Genomic DNA, 19887 nt, shown 5'->3' with positions numbered 1-19887 from the left:
ATGATCTACGACAGCACCGCCCCCTACCCGCGCGACCTGATCGGCTACGGCCGCGACGTGCCCCACGCCCGCTGGCCGGGCGGTGCGCGCATTGCGGTGCAGTTCGTCCTCAACTACGAAGAGGGCGGCGAAAACTGCGTGCTGCATGGCGACAAGGCCAGCGAACAGTTCCTCTCGGAAATGTTCAACCCGGCCGCCTTCGAGGCCCGCCACATCAGCATGGAAGGCATCTACGAGTACGGCTCACGCGCGGGCGTCTGGCGCATCCTGCGCGAGTTCGAGAAGCGTGGCCTGCCGCTGACCGTGTTCGGCGTATCGACCGCCCTGCAGAAGCACCCGGAGCTGACCGCGGCGTTCAAGGAACTCGACTACGACATCGCCTGCCACGGTCTCAAGTGGATCCACTACCAGAACGTGGACGAGGCCACCGAGCGCGCCCACTTGGCCGAGGCGATGCAGATCATCGAAGGGCTGACGGGCGAGCGCCCGCTGGGCTGGTACACCGGCCGCGACAGCCCCAACACGCGCCGCCTGGTGGCCGACTTCGGCGGCTTCGAATACGACAGCGACTACTACGGCGAGGACCTGCCGTTCTGGATGAAGGTGCGCAAGACCGACGGAACGGACGCGCACCAGCTCATCGTGCCCTACACCCTCGACTGCAACGACATGCGCTTCGCACTGCCGCAGGGCTATTCGCACGCCGACCCGTTCTTCCAGTACATGAAGGACACCTTCGACGCGCTCTACGCCGAAGGCGACCCTGACGGACTGGACCGTCCCAAGATGATGAGCATCGGCATGCACTGCCGCCTGCTCGGCCGCCCCGGCCGCATCACCGCGCTGCAGCGCTTCCTGGACCACATCCAGTCGCACGACCAGGTGTGGGTGGCGCGCCGGCTGGACATCGCGCGCCACTGGAAGGCCACGCACCCGCTGAACCCTGCCTGAGGTCGCCCCCATGCCCCTGACCCTGGACCAACTCAATGCCGCGCCCCTGCCCGAGGCGCTGCAGATGCTCGACGGCCTGTACGAGCACTCCCCCTGGATCGCCGAGCGCGCGCTGGCGCAGCGCCCATTCGCCTCGCTGGCGCAGCTCAAGCACGCCATGACGCGGGTGCTGGACGAGGCCGGTGTCGAACCGCAGCTGGCCCTGATCCGCGCCCACCCGGAACTGGCCGGCAAGGCCATGGTGAGCAAGACGCTGACGGCCGAGTCCACCAACGAACAGACCAAGGCGGGTCTCACGAACTGCACGCCGGAAGAGTTCGCGCACATCCAGCAGCTCAACGCCGACTACAACGCGCGCTTTGGCTTCCCCTTCATCCTGGCGGTGCGCGGCCCGCGGGGCACCGGCCTCACCAAGGCACAGATCATCGAGGCCTTCGAGCGCCGCGTGCACGGCCACCCGGACTTCGAACGGCAGGAGTGCCTGCGCAACATCCACCGCATCGCCGAGATCCGGCTGAACGACAAGTTCGGCTTCGAGCCGGTGGACGGTCAGTTGGTATGGGACTGGCAGGAGAAGCTGGCCCAGCACAGCGACCCGGGTTATGCCGAGAAGGGCCAGCTGACCGTCACCTACCTCACCGACGCGCACCGCGCCTGCGCCCAGCGCATCAGCCACTGGATGAAGGACTGCGGGTTCGACGAAATCGAGATCGACGCCGTGGGCAACGTGGTGGGTCGCTACCACCCGGCCGCGCCCGGCGCCAAGTACCTCATCACCGGCAGCCACTACGACACCGTGCGCAACGGCGGCAAGTACGACGGCCGCCTGGGCATCTTCGTGCCCATGGCCTGCGTGCAGAAGCTGCACGCGGCCGGCCAGCGCCTGCCCTTCGGCATCGAGGTCGTGGGCTTCGCGGAAGAAGAAGGCCAGCGCTACAAGGCCACCTTCCTCGGCTCGGGCGCGCTCACTGGCCACTTCGACCCCGCCTGGCTGGACCAGAAGGACGCCGATGGCATCACCATGCGCGAGGCCATGCAGCACGCCGGCCTGTGCATCGACGACATTCCCAAACTGCAGCGCGACCCGGCGCAGTACCTGGGCTTCATCGAGGTGCACATCGAGCAGGGGCCGGTGCTCAACGAGCTGAACCTGCCGCTGGGCATCGTCACCAGCATCAACGGCAGCGTGCGCTACCTCGGCGAGGTGATCGGCATGGCCAGCCACGCCGGCACCACGCCCATGGACCGCCGGCGCGATGCCGCGGCCGCGGTGGCCGAGCTGATCCTTTACGCGGAACAGCGCGCCGCGCAGGACGGCGACTCGGTCGCCACCGTGGGCATGCTGCAGGTGCCTAATGGTTCCATCAACGTGGTGCCCGGTGCCTGCAAGTTCAGCCTGGACATGCGCGCGCCCACCAATGCGCAACGCGATGCGCTGGCGCAGGACGTGCTGGCGAAGCTGGCCGAGATCTGTGAACGCCGCGGGCTGCGCCACACCCTGGAAGAAACCATGCGCGCCGCCGCCGCGCCCAGCGCCCCCGAATGGCAGGCGCGCTGGGAAGCGGCCTGCACCGCACTGGGCGTGCCGCTGCACCGCATGCCCAGCGGCGCGGGCCACGACGCGATGAAGCTGCACGAAATCATGCCGCAGGCCATGCTGTTCGTGCGCGGCGAAAACAGCGGCATCAGCCACAACCCGCTCGAATCCAGCACCGCCGACGACATGGACCTGGCCGTCAAGGCCTTCGACCACGTGCTGCACCAACTGACCACCGAATCCCACTGAAAGCCGCCATGACCACCGCCCAACAGCAACTCGACGCCTGGATCGACGCCCACTTCGACGAGGAAGTGAAGTTCCTGCAGGAACTCATCCGCGTGCCCACCGACACGCCCCCTGGCAACAACGCGCCGCACGCCGAGCGCACCGCCGAACTGCTCGCCGCGATGGGCCTGACCGCCGAGAAGCACGCCGTGCCCGAGGCCGAGGTCAAGGCCGCCGGTCTGGAAACCATCACCAACCTGATCGTGCGCCGCCGCTTCGGCGACGGCGGTCAGACCATCGCGCTCAACGCCCACGGCGACGTGGTGCCGCCCGGTGAGGGCTGGACCCACGACCCCTATGGCGGCGAGATCGCGGACGGCAAGATCTACGGCCGCGCCGCCGCGGTGAGCAAGTGCGACATCGCCAACTTCACCTTCGCGATCCGTGCGCTGGAATCGCTCGGTCTTCCACTCAAGGGCGGCGTCGAGCTGCACGTGACCTACGACGAGGAGTACGGCGGCGAGGTCGGCCCCGCCTGGCTGCTGGACAAGGGCCTGACCAAGCCCGACCTGATGATCGCCGCCGGCTTCAGCTACCAGGTGGTGGTGGCGCACAACGGCTGCCTGCAATTGGAAGTGACGGTGCATGGCGACATGGCCCACGCCGCCATTCCCGACAGCGGCACCGACGCGCTGCAGGGCGCGGTGCACATCCTGAACGCGCTGTACGCCCTGAACGCCGACTACCTGAAGGTGCGCTCGGACGTTGAAGGCATCACCCACCCCTACCTCAACGTCGGCCTGATCCAGGGCGGCACCAACACCAACGTGATCCCCGGCAAGGTGGTGATCAAGCTGGACCGCCGCATGATTCCCGAGGAAGACCCGGCCGAGGTCGAGGCTGCGCTGCGCCGCACCATCGCCGAGGCCGCCGCCCGCTACCAGCCCCCGCGCGGCGGGCGCGCCATCAGCGTGGATGTCAAGCGCATCCTGCTGGCGCGCGCGCTCAAGCCCCTGCCGGGCAACAAACCTCTGGTCGAGGCCCTTCAGAAACACGGCAGCGAGCTGTTCGGCGAACCCATCCCCGCCGTCGGCACGCCGCTCTATACCGACGTGCGCATCTACGGCGAACACGGCATCCCGGGCGTGATCTACGGCGCCGGCCCCCGCACAGTGCGCGAGTCGAACGCCAAGCGCGCCGACGAGAACCTGGTGCTGGAAGACCTGCGCCGCGCCACCAAGGTGGTGGCTCGCACCTTGCTGGACCTGTTGAAGTCCGCATGAACGCGCCCCCCACCCCGTGACACAATGACCGCCCGCCCCGCCGGGCGGTTCGCACTCTGGAGACCTCATGACCCCCGCCGAACAAGCCCTGCGCGACGCCGCGCTCGAATACCACCGCTCGCCCAACAAGGGCAAGATCGCCGTCGTCCCGACCAAACCGCTGTCCAACCAGCGCGACCTGTCGCTGGCCTATTCGCCGGGCGTGGCCTTTCCCTGCCTGGCCATCGAGGCCGAGCCGGCCCTGGCCTCGGAGTACACCAGCCGCGGCAACCTGGTGGGCGTGATCACCAACGGCACGGCCGTGCTGGGCCTGGGTGACATCGGCCCGCTGGCCTCCAAACCGGTGATGGAGGGCAAGGGCTGCCTGTTCAAGAAGTTCGCCGGCATCGACGTGTTCGACATCGAGCTGGCCGAGCGCGACCCGGACAAGCTGGTCGACATCATCGCGGCGCTGGAGCCCACGCTGGGGGGGGTGAACCTGGAAGACATCAAGGCGCCCGAGTGCTTCTACATCGAGCGCAAGCTGCGCGACCGCATGAAGATCCCGGTCTTCCACGACGACCAGCACGGCACGGCCATCATCTCCAGCGCGGCGCTGATCAACGGCCTGGAACTGGTCAAGAAGGACATCGGCGCTGTCAAGGTCGCTGTCAGCGGCGCGGGTGCGGCGGCCATCGCCTGCCTGGACCTGATGGTCAACCTGGGCGTGAACATCGAGAACATCCTGGTCTGTGACTCCAAGGGCGTGATCCAGACCGAACGCGACGACGCCAAGGCCGGCAAGCTGGACGAGTCCAAGCAGCGTTACTGCCGCACCTCGTCGGCGCGCACCCTGGCCGACGCCATGAACGGCGCCGACGTGTTCCTGGGCTGCTCGGCGGCCGGCGTGGTGGACGCCGACATGGTCAAGAGCATGGCGCGCCAGCCCATCATCCTGGCGCTGGCCAACCCCGAGCCCGAGATCCGCCCCGAAGTGGCCAAGGCCGCGCGGCCGGACTGCATCATCGCCACCGGCCGTTCGGACTACCCGAACCAGGTCAACAACGTGCTTTGCTTCCCTTACATCTTCCGTGGCGCGCTGGACTGCGGCGCGACCAAGATCACGGAAGAAATGAAGATGGCCTGCGTGCGCCAGATCGCCGACCTGACCAAGGCCGAGACCAGCGACGAAGTGGCCGCCGCCTACGCCGGGCAGGACCTGGTGTTCGGCCCCGACTACATCATCCCCAAGGCTTTCGACACGCGCCTGATCCTCAAGATCGCTCCGGCCGTGGCCCAGGCTGCCGCCGACTCGGGCGTTGCGACCCGCCCGATCACCGACATGGACGCCTACCGCCAGTCGCTCTCGCGCTTCGTGACGCAGACCGGCATCCTGATGCGCCCGATCTTCAACGCCGCCAAGGCCCTGCCTGCGAACAAGAAGCGCGTGGCCTACGCCGACGGCGAGGACGAGCGCGCGCTGCGCGCCGCGCAGATGGCGATCGACGACGGCCTGGCCACGCCGATCCTGATCGGCCGCCCGGCCGTGATCGAGGCGCGCATCCAGAAGGCGGGCCTGCGCATCCGCCTGGGTGTGGACGTCGAGAACGTCAACCCCGAGGGCGACCCGCGCTTTCGCCAGTACTGGGAGCACTACCACGGCCTGATGAAGCGCAACGGCGCCACGCCCGAAGTGGCCAAGGCCGCCGTGCGCCGCTCCAACACCATCATCGGCTCGCTGATGCTGTCGCTGGGCGATGCGGATGCGCTGATCTGCGGCCTGGTCGGCACCTACGCCACCCATCTGGAGCGCATCGACGCCATCCTGGGCAAGGCGCCGGGCGTGAACAACTACGCCGCGGTCAACGCGCTGATGACGGCCAGCGGCCCGCTGTTCATCGCCGACACCTACGTCAACGAGGACCCGGCGGCCGAGCAGCTGGCCGAGATCGCCTGGATGGCGGCGCAGCAGGTGCAGCGCTTCGGCCTGCCACCCAAGGTGGCCTTCCTCTCGCACTCCAGCTTCGGTTCCAGCAAGCGCGCGTCGGCGAAGAAGATGCGCGCCGCGCGCGACCTGTTCGTGGCCCAGCATCCGGGCATCGAGTGCGACGGCGAGCTGCACGGCGACGCCGCGCTGCAACCCGAGATCCGCCAGGCCTACCTGGGCGACTCGACGCTGAGCGGCTCGGCCAACCTGCTGGTCTGCCCCAACGTGGACGCCGCCAACATCCTCTACAACGTGCTCAAGACCACCGCCAGCGGCGGCGTGACCGTGGGCCCGGTGCTGACCGGCGTGGCCCGCCCCGCCTACATCCTGACGCCGGCCGCCACCGTGCGCCGCGTGCTCAACATGACGGCCCTGGCCGCAGCGGCCAGCCCGCGCGGCTGAGCGGCCACCCGCCCGGCACACAGGGACGCTCCGGCGTCCCTTTTTTTGTGCCCGCGGCCCGGACGCCACCCGTCGGCCAGCGCCGCTCACGAGGGTTTCCCCGATGTCTTCGCCAGATACGGGTACACATAATGTGTATACAGTTTTGCATGCAAAAGGAGATGCCATGTCAACAACGGTGCACCCCGTGGACGAACAACTGCCCGGCAGCAAGCTGACCGCGCTGGGCCTGCAACATGTGCTGGTGATGTACGCGGGCGCGGTCGCGGTTCCGCTGATCGTCGGCCGGGCCCTCAAGCTCAGCCCGCAGGAGGTGGCCATGCTGATCTCGGCCGACCTGTTCTGCTGCGGCATCGCCACGCTGATCCAGGCGCTGGGCGTCACGCAGTGGTTCGGCATCAAGCTGCCCGTGATGATGGGCGTGACCTTCGCCGCCGTCGGCCCCATGGTGGCCATCGCCAACACCACCCCCGGCACCGACGGCGCGCGCATGCTGTTCGGCGCCATCATCGGCGCGGGAGTCATCTCCATCGTGATCGCGCCGATGGTCAGCCGCCTGCTGCGCTTCTTTCCGCCGGTGGTCACCGGCACCATCATCGCCGTCATCGGCATCAACCTGATGCGCGTAGGCATCAACTGGATCTTCGGCAACCCGGTGGGCCCCACCGCGCCGTCGGTGGTGCCGCCGGAGCACAGCGAGTGGCTGAGCACGCTGCGCAGCGCCGCGGCCGCCGGCACCCCCGGCTACCCGCCTGTGCCGCAGGGCCTGACCCTGGCACCCACCGAGCCCAACCCGCGCTACGCCGCCCTGCCGGGCATCGCGGTGTCGGCCGTGGTGCTGGCCACCATCCTGCTGGTGGCCCGGTTTGCCAAAGGCTTCCTGGCCAACATCTCGGTGCTGATCGGCATCGTGGTCGGCGGGGTCATGGCGACCATGATGGGCATGATGCATTTCGACAAGGTCGGCCAGGCCAAGTGGGTGGACGTGGTGCTGCCCTTCCACTTCGGCATCCCCATCTTCGACCCGGTCATGGTGCTGACCATGACGCTGGTGATGATCGTGGTGATGATCGAATCCACCGGCATGTTCCTGGCCCTGGGCGAGATGACGGACCGCAAGATCGACCAGCCGGCGCTGGCCCGCGGTCTGCGCACCGACGGCCTGGGCACCCTCATCGGCGGCATCTTCAACACCTTCCCCTACACCAGCTTCTCGCAGAACGTGGGCCTGGTCGCGGTCACCGGCGTCAAGAGCCGCTTCGTCTGCGTGGCCGCCGGCGTCATCCTGCTGGTGCTGGGCCTGCTGCCCAAGATGGCGGCGCTGGTGGAGTCGCTGCCCACCGTGGTGCTGGGCGGTGCGGGTCTGGTGATGTTCGGCATGGTGGCGGCCACCGGCATCCGCATCCTGGGTGGCGTGGACTTCAAGACCCAGCGCAACAACGCCCTGATCGTGGCGATTTCCATCGGCGTGGGCATGATCCCGCTGATCGCGCCCAAGTACTCGCAGTGGATGCCGCACGCCATCCACCCGCTGATCGAGTCGGGCATCCTGCTGGCGTCGATCAGTGCCGTGCTGCTGAACCTGTTCTTCAACGGCGGCAAGGCCGATGAAGCCGCCGCCATCCACGCGGCGAAACAGGCGGAAGCCCACTGAATCGGGCCCCACGCTCCGGCGCCGGATTCACGTCCCCCAAGCTCCGCAGGGGCCCCACACGGGGCCCCTTTTTTGTGCGCGCCGCACCAATACAGGGTTAGTCAGGATGACGCCCCCGCCGGGAGCCCCAAAAATCTGTATACACCTTCTGTGTTCAATGCGCAGGCCGCGCCCGCGCCTGGCATCGAAATTGCTGACCCGCTTTCAGCACCCTTCCGCATCCCTGAGCGCCCCACCCCGACGGAGACCCTCGCCATGAACAAACGCCACCTTCTCAAGTTCACCGCCGCCCTGGCCGCCGCAGCCGCTTTCGGCAGCGCCTCCGCCCAGACGCCCATCAAGTTCCAGCTCGACTGGCGCTTCGAAGGCCCTGCCGCGCTGTTCCTGCAGTCGGAAGCCAAGGGCTACTACAAGGCCGCCGGCCTGAACGTCACCATCGACGCCGGCAACGGCTCCGGCGGCACCGTCACCCGTGTGGCCTCCGGCACCTACGACATGGGTTTTGCCGACATGGCCGCGCTGATGGAATTCCACGCCAACAACCCGGACGCGCCCAACAAGCCGGTGGCCGTGATGATGGTCTACAACAACACGCCCGCCGCCGTGCTGGCCCTCAAGAAGAGCGGCATCACCAAGCCCGCCGACCTCAATGGCAAGAAGCTCGGCGCCCCGGTGTTCGACGCCGGTCGCAAGGCCTTCCCGATCTTCCAGAAGGCCAACGGCGTCGGCAATGTGGCCTGGACCTCGATGGACCCGCCGCTGCGCGAGACCATGCTGGTGCGCGGCGACATCGACGCCATCACCGGCTTCTCCTTCACCTCGCTGCTCAACCTGGAAGCACGCGGTGTGAAGACCGAGGACGTGGTCATCCTGCCCTATGCCGACCATGGCGTGAAGCTGTACGGCAACGTGGTGATCGCCAGCCCCAAGCTGATCAAGGAGAACCCGGCCGCGGTCAAGGCATTCCTCGCGGCCTTCGCCAAGGGCGCCAAGGAAGTCATGGCCAACCCGGCCGCCACCATCGAGACCGTCAAGGCACGCGACGGCATCATCAACGTGGCCCTGGAAACCCGCCGCCTGCAGCTGGCGGTGGACTCGGTGATCGCCAGTCCCGATGCGCGCAAGGAAGGCTTCGGCCAGATCGTGCCCGGCCGCATGGCGCTGATGGCCTCGCAGGTGTCCGACGCCTACGGCACCAAGAACCGCGTCGACGTGGCGCAGGTGTGGAACGGTTCCATGCTGCCGTCGGCGGCCGAACTCAACGTGCTGCCCCCGGCCAAGAAGTGATGCCCGGCGCGCCCTCCGGGGCCGACCAGGCCTTCGTCCACTTCGACGGAGTCTGGCTGGCCTACAACGACGACCTGCTGGCGAAGAACATCTTCGCCGTCGAGGACATCAACCTGAAGGTGCGGCGAGGCGAGTTCATCGCCATCGTCGGGCCTTCGGGCTGTGGCAAGTCCACCTTCATGAAGCTCACCACCGGGCTGAAGATGCCCAGCATGGGCAAGATCACCATCGACGGCCAGCCCGTCAACGGCCCGCTGAAAATTTCGGGCATGGCCTTCCAGGCGCCGAGCCTGCTGCCCTGGCGCACGACGCTGGACAACGTGCTGCTGCCGCTGGAGATCGTCGAACCCTTCCGGCACCAGTTCAAGGACCGGCGCAAGGAGTTCGAGGAGCGGGCGAAGAAGCTGCTGGCCAGCGTGGGCCTGGGCGGCATGGAGAAGAAGTTTCCCTGGGAACTCTCGGGCGGCATGCAGCAGCGCGCCAGCATCTGCCGCGCGCTCATTCACGAACCCAAGATGCTGCTGCTGGACGAGCCCTTCGGCGCGCTCGATGCCTTCACCCGCGAGGAGCTGTGGTGCACGCTGCGCGACCTGTGGGAAGCGCAGCAGTTCAACGTCATCCTGGTCACGCACGACCTGCGCGAGAGCGTGTTCCTGGCCGACACGGTGTACTGCATGAGCAAGAGCCCGGGCCGGTTCGTGGTGCAGCGCGAGATCCCGATTCCGCGCACCCGCGACCTGGAAGTGACCTACACGCCCGAGTTCACCGACATCGTCCATGAACTCAGAGGGCACATTGGAGCCATGCGAAAAGCAGGCGCCATGATCAACCAGTGAAAGCCATCACATGAACAAGAAACAGATGGAGCGCTGGTCGCCTTTTCTGCTGCTGGTCGCGATCATCGTGATCTGGGAAGTGATCTGTAGCGGCTTCCAGGTCTCGGAGTTCATCTTCCCCAGCCCCTCGCGCATCTGGGAACAGACGGTGGAGTTCAAGGAGGTGATCCTGGGCCACGCCTGGCGCACCTTCTGGGTCACCATGGCCGGGTTCGCCATCGCCATCGTGGTGGGCGTGCTGCTCGGCTTCCTGATCGGTTCGTCGCGCATCGCCTATGCGGCGGTCTACCCGCTGATGACAGCCTTCAACGCCCTGCCCAAGGCGGCCTTCGTGCCCATCCTGGTGGTGTGGTTCGGCATCGGCGCGGGGCCGGCCATCCTCACGGCCTTCCTCATCAGCTTCTTCCCCATCATGGTCAACATCGCCACCGGCCTGGCCACGCTGGAGCCCGAGCTGGAAGACGTGCTGCGGGTGCTCGGTGCCCGGCGCTGGGACGTGCTGGTCAAGGTGGGCCTGCCACGCTCCATGCCCTACTTCTACGGCTCGCTCAAGGTCGCCATCACGCTCGCCTTCGTGGGCACCACGGTGTCGGAGATGACCGCCGCCAACGAAGGCATCGGCTACCTGCTGATCTCGGCCGGCAGCTCGATGCAGATGGGCCTGGCGTTCAGCGGCCTGCTGGTGGTCGGCATCATGGCCATGGTGATGTACGAGCTGTTCAGCTTCATCGAGAAGCACACCACCGGCTGGGCCCACAGAGGATCGCAAGGCTGATGAACGACGACCAGATCGCGCGGCACCTGCGCCGCGCCAACGACGTGGCCCTGCGCGCGATGCAGATGGGCCGCCACCCCTTCGGTGCGCTGCTGGTGGCGCCCGACGGCGAGACGGTGCTGGCCGAGCAGGGCAACATCGACACCGTGCACCACGCCGAGGCCACTCTGGCGCGCACGGCCTCGCTCAACTACCCGGCGGGCTTCCTCTCGGGCTGCACCCTGGTGACCACCTTCGAGCCCTGCGCGATGTGCGCCGGCACCGTCTACTGGGCCAACATCGGCCGCATCGTCTACGGCGCCAGCGAAGAGGCCCTGCTGGCCCTCACCGGCAACCACGCCGAGAACCCCACGCTGTCCCTGCCCTGCCGCGAGCTGATCGCGCGCGGGCAGAAGGCCATCGAGGTCATCGGCCCGATCCCGGCGCTGGAGGCCGAGATGGTGGCGCCGCACCAGGATTTTTGGAAACGATAGAGCGGCTCAGGTGCGACATATGCCGCTCCAGAATGCCGTGGAACCGGCTCTGCCGGGCCACAGGCATTGCCCCCTGGGGGGTGACGCGAAGCGGCGCGGGGGGCTATCCTGAGTCTTATGCCCTGGCACGCCCGTCTTTCCCTCGACTACCAGCGACACGGTGAACGCACCGTCCTGCAGCACTCGCACGACGGCCCGCTGCGCATCTTCAAGAGCCTCTACCCCGAGGGCGACGCGGTCTGCCACAACGTGATCGTGCACCCGCCGGGCGGTCTGGTCGGCGGGGACGTGCTGGACATCGGCGTGCAGGTCGGCGCCGGCGCCCATGCCCTGGTCAGCACCCCGGGCGCCACCCGCTTCTACGCCAGCGACGAGGCCTTCGCCACACAACAGGTGCGGCTGCAGCTGGACGCGGGCGCGCGGCTGGAGTGGCTGCCGCTGGAAACCATTGCCTACCCCGGCTGCCGGGCCGACAACCGCTGGAGCGCCACCCTGGCCGAGGGCGCCGAGCTGATGGCCTGGGACGTCACCGCGCTGGGCCTGCCCGGTGCGGCCCAGCCCTACGAGCAGGGCGAGTTCCGGCAGCGGCTGGAGATTCCCGGCTGCTGGCTGGAGCAGGCGCGCATCGCCGCGCACGACCGGCGTCTGCTGGACTCACCCCTCGGTCTGGGCGGCCACCGCTGCCTGGGCACGCTGGTGTTCGCCACCGGCGGCCCACTGGCGCGCGAGCGGCGCGAGCACCTGCTGGAGGTGGCGCGCGAAGCCCTGCAGCAAGCCCCGGCCGGGGTGGTGGCCGGCACCACCTGCCCCAACGACCGGGTGCTGGCGGTGCGGGCCGTGGCGCCGCTGGTGGAGCCGCTGATGGCCGGCCTGCAGGCCGTATGGGCGGCGCTGCGCCCGGCGGCCTGGGGCCTGCCGGGCGACGCCCCCCGCATCTGGCGGGTCTGATCCTCCGTCGAACTGCCCGGGTTTTGCGGCGTTGTTCGGCCGATCGGGCCTGGGCCTGCCTGCACAGAATCGGGGCAGGATCCACCACGACCATCACCACCCCGGCCGCGCCCCCGCCCCCGCCCACCATGTCTGCCCCGCTCCATGACGCCAAAGCGCTCGTCATCGACGGCAACCCGCTGTCGCGGTCGATCATCGTCGGGCAGCTGCGGGACGCCGGCGTGGGAACCATCGTGCAGTGCCCCCGCGTCGCGGACGCCCGCACCAAACTGGAGACCTGGCCCTTCGACGTCGTGATCTGCGAGCAGTATTTCGACCGCGAGGCCACCACCGGGCAGGAACTGCTGGACGACCTGCGCCGCAACCAGTTGCTGCCGTTCTACACGGTGTTCGTGATGGTGACGTCCGAAGCCTCGTACAGCAAGGTGGCCGAGGCCGCCGAATCGGCCCTGGACGCCTACCTGCTCAAACCCCACACGGCCGCGGGCCTGGTGGAGCGCATCGTGCAGGCGCGCGACCGCAAGGACGCGCTCCGGCACATCTTCACCGCCATCGACGAACAGCGGTTCGACGAGGCCGCGCAGATGTGCAAGGCGCACTTCGAGCAGCGCAAGCCCTACTACCTCTACGCGGCCCGCATCGGGGCCGAGCTGATGCTGCGCGGCGGCCACCTGCACGAGGCCGAGATGTTCTACGAGGCCGTCATCGCGGCCAAGACGCTGCCCTGGGCCAGGCTGGGCGTGGCCCGTGCGCAGGTCGAGGGCGGCTTCCAGCAGCGCGCTGTCACCACGCTGGAGAGCCTGATCGAGACCGACCCGGGCTACACCGACGCCTACGACATCATGGGCCGCGCCCAGTTCGAGCTGGGCAACTTCCAGGCCGCGCTCGCCACCTTCAAGCGCTCCACCATGCTCACGCCCTCGTCGGTCAACCGGCTGCTCAAGCACGGCATGATGGCCTGGTACGCCGGCGAGCGCGAGGAAGGGATCGAGATGCTCGACCGCGCCACCCGCCTCGGCCTGGACTCCAAGCTCTACGACCCCCAGGCCCTGGTGCTGCTCGCGTTCGCCCGCCTGGACAACGCCGAACACAAGGGCCTGCAGCGCTGCCGCGAGCAGATGGAACGCATCCGCGACCGGTACCCCGACAACCCGCGCCCGCTGCGGCTGCTGGAGGTGATCGAGGCGCTGGTCGCGATCCAGGACTACCAGACCGCGCAGGCGCTGGACGACGTGCGGCGCATGGCCAAGACCATCCACCAGCCGGCGTTCGATGTCGAGTCGGCCTGCAACCTGCTGGCGCTGATGACGCGGCTGGCGATGCGCTCGATCCAGCTCTACGAAGTCGACGCCGCGGTGGACACCATGGCGCTGCGCTTCTGCACCAGCCGGGCCCTCACCGAGCTGCTGGTCTGCGCCGCCACGGGCCGCCAGGACTTCATCAACCGCGTGCGCAGCGGCCACGCCCACATCCTCAAGCAGACCGAAGAGGCCATGTCCCTGAGCCTCAAGGGCGATCCGCAGGCCGCGGTGGTCAAGCTGCTGAACGACGGGGAGCAGACGCTCAACGCCAAGATCATCGAGTCGGCCCACCTGGTGCTGCAGCGCTACGAGGCGCGCATCCCCGACCACGAAGAACTGCAAAAGAAGGCGCAGGCCATGCGCGAGCGCTACCGCACCACCGACATCCACGCCGGCCTGGGCGAACAGGCGCACACCGGCCGTGCGGCGGGCGGCATGTCCCTGTCGTCGGGCTACAAGCCGCCCCAGAAGAACGAAGGCCTGCTGGCCAACGTGAACGCTGTGGGGGCCTGACGATCCGGCGCAGCGGCGGAGCGTGGGGGCCTAGATCGCCACCAGCTGGCGGATGTTCTTCGCCTGCATTTCAGAGCCCGGCCCACTGGCGATCACCTCGCCGCGCTCCATCACCACGTACTGGTCGGCCAGTTCTTCCGCGAAGTCGTAGTACTGCTCCACCAGCACGATGGCCATGTTGCCGCGGTCGGCCAGCATGCGGATGACCTTGCCGATGTCCTTGATGATGTTCGGCTGGATGCCCTCGGTAGGTTCATCGAGAACCAGCAGCTTGGGGCCAGCCGCCAGCGCCCTTGCAATCGCCAGCTGTTGCTGCTGCCCGCCCGAGAGGTCGCCGCCGCGCCGTCCCAGCATCTGCTTGAGCACCGGGAACAGCTCGAACAGCTCGGCCGGGATGGGCGTGCCGCCGGATTTGTAGGCCAGCCCCATCTGCAAGTTCTCCTGCACCGTCAGGCGGCCGAAGATCTCGCGTCCCTGGGGCACGAAGCCGATGCCGGCACGGGCCCGTTCGTAGGGCGTGGCCTTGTCGATGGCCTTGCCGTCGAAGGTGATGGCGCCGCTCTTGATCGGCACCAGGCCCATGAGCGATTTGAGCAGCGTGGTCTTGCCCACGCCGTTGCGGCCCAGCACCACCGTCACCTGGCCCAGCTCGGCCGTGAGGCTGACGTTGCGCAGGATGTGGCTGCCACCGTAGTACTGGTTGACGTCCTTGACTTCGAGAAGGCTCATGGCGGGTTCCTCAGCGGCCCAAATAGACTTCGATCACGCGCTCGTCGGCTTGCACCTCGTCGAGCGTGCCCTCGGCCAGCACCGAGCCGTCGCACAGCACCGTGACCTTCTCGGAGATGGCGCGGATGAAGCTCATGTCGTGCTCCACCACCATCAGCGAGTGTTTGCCCTTGAGCGAGAGGAACAGCTCCGCCGTGCGCGCGGTCTCCTCGTCGGTCATGCCGGCCACCGGTTCGTCCAGCAGCAGCAGCCTGGGGTCCTGCATCAGCAGCATGCCGATCTCCAGCCACTGCTTCTGGCCGTGGCTGAGCAGGCCGGCCTGTCGGCGCGCGCTGTCGGCCAGGTGGATGGTGCTCAGCACCTCGGCCAGACGGTCCTTCTCTTCACCGGTGAGCGAGAACACCATGCTGTGGCCCACGCGCTTGTCGGTGGCCAGCGCCAGTTCGAGGTTCTCGAACACGGAAAGCTGTTCGAACACCGTGGGCTTCTGGAACTTGCGGCCGATGCCCAGGGCCGCGATCTCGGGTTCGCGGTAGCGCAGCAGGTCGATGGTGCTGCCGAAGAACACCGTCCCGCTGTCGGGCCGGGTCTTGCCGGTGATGATGTCCATCATCGTGGTCTTGCCGGCGCCGTTGGGGCCGATGATGCAGCGCAGCTCGCCGGGCGCGATGTCCAGGTTCAGGCCGTTGATGGCCTTGAAGCCGTCGAAGGACACGTGCACGTCTTCGAGGTAGAGGATGCGTCCGTGCGTGGTGTCCACCTCGCCCGCCTTCGCAACGCGGCCGTATCCGGCGCTGCGGCCACCCGATTCGGTCTGGCCTTGCAAGGCCGCCGAATGCATTTTCTCGTAGCGCTGCGCGCCCGCTTCCATCAGATCCGGCGTCATGCCTTGCCTCCCCGCAGCTTCTTCACCAGCCCCACCACGCCCTGCGGCATCCACAGCGTCACCGCGATGAACAGCACGCCGAGGAAGTAGAGCCAGAACTCGGGGAAGGCCACGGTCAGCCAGCTCTTGGCGCCGTTGACCAGGAAGGCGCCGACGATGGGTCCGACCAGGGTGGCGCGGCCGCCGACCGCCGTCCACACCGCGATCTCGATGCTGGCCGCGGTGCTCATCTCGCCCGGGTTGATGATGCCCACCTGCGGCACGTAGAGCGCGCCGGCGATGCCGCACATCACGGCCGAGATGGTCCAGATGGTGAGCTTGTAGGGCAGCGGGTTGTAGCCGCAGAACATGACGCGGCTCTCGGCATCGCGGATGGCCTGCAGCACGCGGCCGAACTTGCTGGCCACCAGCCAGCGCGCAAAGACATAGAAGCCCAGCAACGTGAGACCGGTGATGACGAACAGCGTCATGCGCATCTCCTGCGTCGCCAGTGGCATGCCGAGGATGCGCTTGAAGTCGGTGAAGCCGTTGTTGCCGCCCATGCCGGTCTCGTTGCGGAAGAACAGCAGCAGCGCGGCGAAGGTCAGGGCCTGCGTGATGATGGAGAAGTACACGCCCTTGATGCGTGAGCGGAAGGCGAAGTAGCCGAACACGAAGGCCACCAGGCCCGGCACCAGCACGATCAGCAGCAGCGTGGCGATGAAGCTGTCGGACAGCGCCCAGTGCCAGGGCAGTTCCTTCCAGTCCAGGAACACCATGAAGTCCGGCAGGTCGCTGCCGTAGTTGCCGTCGCGGCCGATCTGTCGCATCAGGTACATGCCCATCACGTAGCCGCCGAGCGCGAAGAACAGGCCGTGGCCCAGCGAGAGGATGCCGGTGTAGCCCCAGATCAGGTCCATGGCCAGCGCGCAGATGGCGTAACACATGATCTTGCCCAGCAGGCCGACCATGTAGTCCGACAGGTGGAACACGCTGTCCGCCGGCACCAGCAGGTTGAGCGCGGGCGCCAGGGCGCAGACCACCAGCAGCGCGACCATCACGCCGCTGAAGGCGCCGCGCGTGAGCAGCGGGCCGGGCGAGGGAAGAGAAATGGCGGCGGTGTTCATGCCTCGCGACCCTTGAATGCAAAGATGCCTTGCGGACGTTTCTGAATGAAGACGATGATGAAAACGAGCACCGCGATCTTGGCCAGCACGGCGCCGGCCCAGCCTTCGAGGAACTTGTTCAGCAGGCCCAGGCCCAGCGCGGCGTAGACCGTGCCGGCGAGCTGGCCCACGCCGCCGAGCACCACCACCATGAAGCTGTCGACGATGTAGCTCTGGCCCAGGTCGGGGCCGACGTTGCCGATCTGGCTCAGCGCGCAACCGGCGAGACCGGCGATGCCCGAACCCAGCGCGAAGGCGTAGGTGTCGATGCGCGCGGTGTTCACGCCCATGCAGCTGGCGATCGGGCGGTTCTGCGTCACGCCGCGCACGAACAGGCCCAGGCGCGTCTTCGAGATCAGCAGGGTCACGCCGATCAGCACCGCGGCCGCGAAGGCGATGATGAGGATGCGGTTCCAGGGCAGCGTGAGGTTGCCCAGCAGCGTGACGCTGCCGCTCATCCAGCTGGGGTTCTCCACGCCCACGTTCTGCGCGCCGAACAGGCTGCGCACGCCCTGCATCAGCACCAGCGAGATGCCCCAGGTGGCCAGCAGCGTTTCCAGCGGCCGGCCGTAGAGGAAGCGGATCACGCTGCGCTCCATCGCAGCGCCCACCAGGGCCGAAGCGATGAAGGCCACCGGCATGGCGGCCAGCAGGTACCAGTCAAAAAAGTCGGGCAGCGTGCTCTTGAAGAAAGCCTGCACCAGCCAGGTGGCGTAGGCGCCGATCATGATCAGCTCGCCGTGCGCCATGTTGATCACGCCCATCAGCCCGTAGGTGATGGCCAGGCCCAGCGCGGCCAGCAGAAGGATGCTGCCCAGGCTGATGCCGGTGAAGGCCTGCGAGAGGCCGCTGCTGATCGCCAGCGAGCGGTCCAGTGCCGACATCGCGGCGCCCAGCGCGGTCTTGACGGTGGCGCTCTGCTCGGCCTCCAGCCGGGCGGCCAGCAGGGGCTTGAGCGCGGGGTCGCCCATGCCACCCAGCGCCTGCGCGGCGGCCAGGCGCTGCGCCTCGTCGTCGCTGGCCAGCTGCATGGCGGCGCGCGCAAGCTCCAGGCTGGTGCGCGCCTTCGCATCGAGTGCGGTGTTCGCCAGCGCCTTGTCCACCAGGGGCAGTTGCGCGGCATCGGGCTCGTCGAACGCTGCTTTCTGCAGCATGGCGGCGGCGGCCTGCTGGGCCTGCACGTCGCTGCCGAACAGGTCGCGCACCGACAGCGCGGCCTCCAGTGCGCCGCGCAGCCGGTTGTTGACCATGGAATCTTCGGCCTCGTCGGCCAGGGTGACTGCGGCGCCGGTCACGGCGTCGGTCGCGCTGCCGTCGTCGGCGATCAGCAGCACCTGCTCACCCTGCACCTTGACCGCGCCGTTGCCCAGCGCCTGCAGCAGCGCGAGCGTGCGCTCGTCGGGTTCGGCCGCCAGCCGGTTGATGGCGGCGATGCGGTCGTCGCTGTCGCCCACGGCCAGCGCCAGGGCGTCGGCCGGGGTGAGGGCATGGGCACTGGCTGCGCCGATCAGGCACAACAACACAAGAAAGGAACGCAGCCAGCGCATCAGGACCCCCGCTTACTTCTTCTCGGGAACGTTCTTCTTGCCCTTGTTCTCGGCGATGTAGTCGCTCCAGGGATCGGCCACGACCGGACCCGGGGTCTTCCACACCACGTTGAACTGGCCGTCGGCCTTCACCTCGCCGATGAACACCGGCTTGTGCAGGTGGTGGTTTTCCTTGTCCATCGTGCTGGTGAAGCCGCCCGGCGCCTTGAAGGTCTGGCCAGCCATGGCGGCGATGACCTTGTCGGTGTCGGTGGACTTGGCCTTCTCGACGGCCTGCGCCCACATGTTGATGCCGATGTAGGTGGCTTCCATCGGGTCGTTGGTCAGCGGCTTGTCCTTGTGGCCGGCGATGTTCTTGGCCTTGGCGTACGCGCTCCACTTTTTCACGAACTCGGCGTTGGCAGGGTTCTTGATGCTCATGAAGTAGTTCCAGGCGGCCAGGTGGCCCACCAGCGGCTTGGTGTCCACACCGCGCAGCTCTTCCTCACCCACCGAGAAGGCCACCACCGGCACGTCCTTGGCGGACAGGCCGGCGTTGCCCAGTTCCTTGTAGAACGGCACGTTGGAGTCGCCGTTGATGGTGGAGACCACGGCCGTCTTCTTGCCGGCGGAAGCGAACTTCTTGATGTTGGCAATGATGGTCTGGTAATCGCTGTGACCGAAGGGGGTGTACTCCTCCATGATGTCCTCGTCCTTCACGCCCTTGGACTTCAGGAAGGCGCGCAGGATCTTGTTGGTGGTGCGGGGGTACACGTAGTCGGTGCCCAGCAGCACCCAGCGCTTGGCGCTGCCGCCGTCCTTGCTCATCAGGTACTCGACGGCGGGAATGGCCTGCTGGTTGGGCGCGGCGCCGGTGTAGAACACGTTCTTGGACAGCTCTTCGCCTTCGTACTGCACCGGGTAGAACAGCAGACTGTTCTTTTCTTCGAACACCGGCAGCACCGACTTGCGGCTCACCGAAGTCCAGCAGCCGAACACCGCAGCCACCTTGTCCTGGTCGATCAGCTGCTTGGCCTTCTCGGCGAACAGCGGCCAGTTGGACGCCGGGTCGACCACCACGGGCTCGAGCTTCTTGCCCAGCACGCCGCCCTTGGCGTTGATCTCGTCGATGGCCATCAGGGCCACGTCCTTGAGCACGGTCTCGGAAATCGCCATCGTGCCCGACAGCGAGTGCAGCACACCGACCTTGATGGTGTCGGCGGCGTGGGCGGTGAGGCCGAAGGCGCCCAGGGCGGTGGCGACCGTCAGGGCTTTGAGGGTGAATCGACGCGAGTTCTGACGTTGTTGCATGGCGCTTCTCCAGGGTTCTAAAACATCCGTTGGTGGGTCTGACTTTCGCCACCGCCAAGGCCTCGAAGGGCTTTGTGGTGGTGTCGGACGGATGCTAGGGAAGACCCTGAAAAGCGTCTGTACGCCGGGTGGCGTA

16 protein-coding genes are annotated in these 19887 nt (G+C 67.5%); 11 read left to right on the top strand and 5 right to left on the bottom strand.

The genetic code is table 11. From position 1 onward, the window contains the following. The 11 genes from puuE (at position 1) to HPF_RS05255 (ending at position 14154) form a co-directional block, all read left to right on the top strand. Entirely contained in the window at positions 1 to 951 is a 951-nt protein-coding gene (gene puuE / locus HPF_RS05305) for an allantoinase PuuE (RefSeq protein ID WP_133155956.1), read from the top strand. A gap of 10 nt (positions 952 to 961) precedes the next feature. After that, on the top strand, positions 962 to 2737 hold the full coding sequence (gene uraD / locus HPF_RS05300) for a 2-oxo-4-hydroxy-4-carboxy-5-ureidoimidazoline decarboxylase (RefSeq protein WP_133155955.1): 1776 nt from the start codon (positions 962 to 964) through the stop codon (positions 2735 to 2737). An 8-nt stretch (positions 2738 to 2745) separates the two neighbouring features. Continuing rightward, positions 2746 to 3999: a M20 family metallopeptidase gene (locus HPF_RS05295; protein WP_133155954.1), complete on the top strand. Its 1254-nt coding sequence runs from the start codon at positions 2746 to 2748 to the stop codon at positions 3997 to 3999. 67 nt (positions 4000 to 4066) lie between these two features. After that, positions 4067 to 6367 carry an NADP-dependent malic enzyme gene (locus HPF_RS05290; RefSeq protein ID WP_133155953.1) on the top strand — a complete coding sequence of 767 codons (2301 nt, stop codon included), beginning with the start codon at positions 4067 to 4069 and terminating at the stop codon, positions 6365 to 6367. 166 nt (positions 6368 to 6533) lie between these two features. After that, complete coding sequence (locus tag HPF_RS05285) at positions 6534 to 8021, top strand: nucleobase:cation symporter-2 family protein (RefSeq protein ID WP_066160676.1); 1488 nt, start codon at positions 6534 to 6536, stop codon at positions 8019 to 8021. Positions 8022 to 8276: 255 nt separating this feature from the next. Further along, complete coding sequence (locus HPF_RS05280; protein WP_133155952.1) at positions 8277 to 9308, top strand: ABC transporter substrate-binding protein; 1032 nt, start codon at positions 8277 to 8279, stop codon at positions 9306 to 9308. After that, positions 9308 to 10144: an ABC transporter ATP-binding protein gene (locus HPF_RS05275; RefSeq protein ID WP_133155951.1), complete on the top strand. Its 837-nt coding sequence runs from the start codon at positions 9308 to 9310 to the stop codon at positions 10142 to 10144. Before HPF_RS05280 ends, HPF_RS05275 begins: the two co-directional genes overlap by 1 nt. A gap of 10 nt (positions 10145 to 10154) precedes the next feature. Continuing rightward, positions 10155 to 10919 (top strand): ABC transporter permease, encoded by a 765-nt coding sequence (locus HPF_RS05270; protein ID WP_066160667.1) that lies wholly within the window; start codon positions 10155 to 10157, stop codon positions 10917 to 10919. Further along, on the top strand, positions 10919 to 11392 hold the full coding sequence (locus HPF_RS05265) for a nucleoside deaminase (protein ID WP_127803330.1): 474 nt from the start codon (positions 10919 to 10921) through the stop codon (positions 11390 to 11392). The genes HPF_RS05270 and HPF_RS05265 overlap by 1 nt, the downstream gene beginning before the upstream one ends. 117 nt (positions 11393 to 11509) lie before the next feature. Beyond that, positions 11510 to 12340: an urease accessory protein UreD gene (locus tag HPF_RS05260; protein ID WP_133155950.1), complete on the top strand. Its 831-nt coding sequence runs from the start codon at positions 11510 to 11512 to the stop codon at positions 12338 to 12340. A 128-nt stretch (positions 12341 to 12468) separates the two neighbouring features. After that, positions 12469 to 14154: a response regulator gene (locus HPF_RS05255; protein ID WP_079364585.1), complete on the top strand. Its 1686-nt coding sequence runs from the start codon at positions 12469 to 12471 to the stop codon at positions 14152 to 14154. Positions 14155 to 14184: 30 nt separating this feature from the next. Here HPF_RS05255 and urtE read toward each other — a convergent pair whose 3' ends face one another. The 5 genes from urtE to urtA are packed head-to-tail and all read right to left on the bottom strand — an operon-like array spanning position 14185 to position 19751. Next, on the bottom strand, positions 14185 to 14883 hold the full coding sequence (gene urtE / locus HPF_RS05250; protein WP_079364584.1) for an urea ABC transporter ATP-binding subunit UrtE: 699 nt from the start codon (positions 14881 to 14883) through the stop codon (positions 14185 to 14187). Between the two features lie 10 nt (positions 14884 to 14893). Next, positions 14894 to 15769 carry an urea ABC transporter ATP-binding protein UrtD gene (urtD, locus tag HPF_RS05245; protein ID WP_133155949.1) on the bottom strand — a complete coding sequence of 292 codons (876 nt, stop codon included), beginning with the start codon at positions 15767 to 15769 and terminating at the stop codon, positions 14894 to 14896. Next, positions 15766 to 16875, bottom strand: coding sequence for an urea ABC transporter permease subunit UrtC (gene urtC, locus HPF_RS05240; protein ID WP_133155948.1), 1110 nt, complete (start codon positions 16873 to 16875; stop codon positions 15766 to 15768). Before urtC ends, urtD begins: the two co-directional genes overlap by 4 nt. Next, entirely contained in the window at positions 16872 to 18461 is a 1590-nt protein-coding gene (gene urtB, locus HPF_RS05235; protein ID WP_133155947.1) for an urea ABC transporter permease subunit UrtB, read from the bottom strand. The genes urtC and urtB overlap by 4 nt, the downstream gene beginning before the upstream one ends. Before the next feature lie 12 nt (positions 18462 to 18473). After that, positions 18474 to 19751, bottom strand: coding sequence for an urea ABC transporter substrate-binding protein (gene urtA / locus HPF_RS05230; RefSeq protein WP_066255550.1), 1278 nt, complete (start codon positions 19749 to 19751; stop codon positions 18474 to 18476). Between the last annotated feature and the right edge of the window lie 136 nt (positions 19752 to 19887).

It is taken from the genome of Hydrogenophaga pseudoflava (genome assembly GCF_004353865.1).
GTDB classification, from domain to species: domain Bacteria; phylum Pseudomonadota; class Gammaproteobacteria; order Burkholderiales; family Burkholderiaceae_C; genus Hydrogenophaga; species Hydrogenophaga pseudoflava.
This window is presented reverse-complemented; position numbering and strand designations above follow the sequence as displayed.